Annotated in this window: 2 protein-coding genes; one reads left to right on the top strand and one right to left on the bottom strand. The window is 61.2% G+C overall.

Annotated features, from left to right (window positions below; all coding sequences use genetic code 11):
• A partial coding sequence (locus AC1DQK_RS19050) for an FCD domain-containing protein (protein ID WP_477873429.1) occupies positions 1-339 on the top strand: 339 nt, incomplete at its 5' end.
• A 305-nt stretch (positions 340-644) separates the two neighbouring features.
• On the opposite strand, the gene AC1DQK_RS19045 is transcribed toward AC1DQK_RS19050, so the two are convergent.
• Positions 645-2,624, bottom strand: a 1,980-nt coding sequence (locus AC1DQK_RS19045) for a TonB-dependent receptor (RefSeq protein WP_477873427.1), incomplete at its 5' end; no start/stop codon positions are given.

The following is a 2,624-nucleotide window of genomic DNA, read 5'->3' as shown; positions in this document are numbered from 1 at the left end:
CTCATACTGGCGCTCCATCGCCTGTCACGGACACATCGCGGCGAGACCGGCCAGAATGAAAGCTCGGAATGGGAAAGCCGGCACAAGGACTTCCATCTTGCTCTCATCGACGGCTGCGGCAGCCGCTGGATAAAGCGGATCAGCGCCCAATTGTTCGACGCCGCGGAACGCTATCGCCTCCTCGCGCTGGAGCAGGTCCTCGAGCGGAACGAACTGCAGGAACATCGCGATCTGGTCGATGCATGCATCAATCGCGATGCCGATCGCGCGATCGCCTTGCTCGACCATCACTACACCCAGACTTTCGAGGCGATCGCAAACTCTGGCTTGGACACCTGAACATCCGCGGATGATGAGGCGCGCCTGAGGCTTGGCGGGGAACGGCTTCTGACCGATAGAACGCTGCGCCGTCGGTTGCTCGCCTCGTCGGAAATCCCATGGAATCAGCTATTTATGCACCTGTCTGCGCCCACCCGCGCACAGGCCTCATGAGACCGCCGAAACCACAGCACAACGGAAGGGGGAGCAAATCCTCGGTTCGGTTGACAGCATCATCATGCCCCGGCCGGTCTGGAGGACCGGCCGGGATGCTCGCCGACATTGCTTGCGCGGCCTGGTCGCGAGCGCTCATGTGCTTGACGCGATCAGAAGTTGTAGCGCGCGCCGAGCTGGAAGAAACGGGGCGGCTTATAGGACACCTCGTTGCATCCGCATAAGGTCGCCAGATCGAAGCCCTGGATCCCCTGGTGCACGTCGGTCAGGTTCCTGATGCGGAAGTTCAGCTCCCAGACATCGTTCGACCAGCCGAGCCCGGCATTGACCATCACCGTCCTGCCATACTTGTCCGCGTCGAAATTGCGGAGGTTGTAATAGAAGGGGTCGGTATAGCTGGCGTCGCCCTGCACCGAGAGCTTGCCGCCAAAGGCCTCCCATTCGTACCGGATGATGGCGCTGGCCTGCAGCGGCGGCGCATAGACGGGCTTGACGTCTCGCCGGATCGGGCCTCCGGCACGAAGCGGCACATCCTTCACCTTCGCATCGAAGTAGGACACGGAAAGACCGACATCGAGCCCCCTGACAGGCGAGGTGAAGAGGCTGGCTTCGGCACCCTTCGTTATCGCGTCGGCATTGATGACGACGCCGCTAACGCCAGCGAAGAGGAATGCCTGGTAGTTCTTGTAATCATAGTAGAATGCAGATGCGTTGAACCTCGTTTTCCCGTCCGGGAAAGTATATTTGACGCCGCCCTCGTAGTTGGTGAGGGTTTCCGCTTTGTATGGAATGGAACTTGTCGGCACAGCTATACCGCCAGGAACTGCGGCGTTATAGCTGCCGGCCTTTACACCCCGGTTTACGCCTGCATAGATGAGCAGATCCGGATTGACCTGGAAGTCGAGCTGGACCTTGCCGGCCCATAGCGTCTTTCTGGATTTGTCGGCATAACCCGCTGGTCCGCTCGCACCGAACAGCGGGCCAATGACAACGGGTGTGCCTTCCGCCGCCTCACGGGAGTCCACAGTCCCCCAGATTCCCTGGAAGAAGTTGTGGTTCTTCTGCTCCCGGATCACGCGCGCGCCGGTGATCAACGTAAGCCGCGGGGCGATGTGCCAGTCCAACTGGCCAAAGGCCGAGTAGGAATTGGTTTTAAGCGTCGCATCAGCCCCCAGATCGAACGGCGCCCCCGGGACCACGCTGCCAATGGGGAACTTCAATCCAGCGAGGGAATGGGTTTTGATGTGAAGATAGTAAAGCCCGGTTGTCCAGTCGACAAGATCGCTCTTTCCTGTCAGCCGGACTTCCTGGCTGAAGGTGGAAGCGCGAACGCCCAGATAACCGCCAGCCTGGTTCCCCGGGCCGGAATCGACATCCAGGAAGCCGATCTTGTAGAAGTGCTTGTAGTCGGTCACCGACGCCAGCTTGACGCCGTCGCTCAAATCGAACTCGCCGTTGAGATTGACGCCATAGGTGCGCACGCGCCCGTGATTGCGGAATGCAAAGTCGCTCGACGTGCGAGGATCGCTTCCATCGGGATCTTTATAGCCAAAGAAGTCGCCGCCGGGGACGGGACGGCCAAAGCTGTCGCCGAACACGCCGTCGTTATTGAGGTCTGAGCCGAAATCCTGGCCATTAGCGTCGATGGAAGCGCGCGTCTCGGTGGGGGAAGCGTTGACCACATTGACCAGTTCGCCGGCCGCATTGAATATGCCGATCGTCGGCTTCTGCTGATACGGCGCCGACGCCATCCGGGTTCTCGCCGCATTGACGGACAGCAGTATCCGCGCCCCATCGCTGGGCTCGAACAAAGTGGTGATACGCCCGGCCAGGGTATCGTCGTCGCCCAGATTGGCGCCGGCGCCGGGGCCCGGCGACCCGCCGACCGCGCCCGCCGGATAGGAGTTGCGCACATAGGGCTGGGCCTTGTTCCACATGACGGCGACGCGCGTCGCCAATGTGCTGGTGATGGGCAGGTTGATTGCGGCTTCCCCATGGAATGCGGTGGGCGATCCGGGGGAGTCGTGAATTCCGTAGTTCAGGTCAACGAAGCCCTCGACGGCGTCCAGCTTGGGCTTGCGCGTGATGTAGCGGACCAGGCCACCGGTCGCGTTGCGGCCGAACAGCGTGCC

It is taken from the genome of Rhizorhabdus sp. P4_G5 (assembly GCF_056401065.1).
Note: the sequence above shows the minus strand (reverse complement) of the source record. Positions and strands in the feature narration are given on the sequence as shown.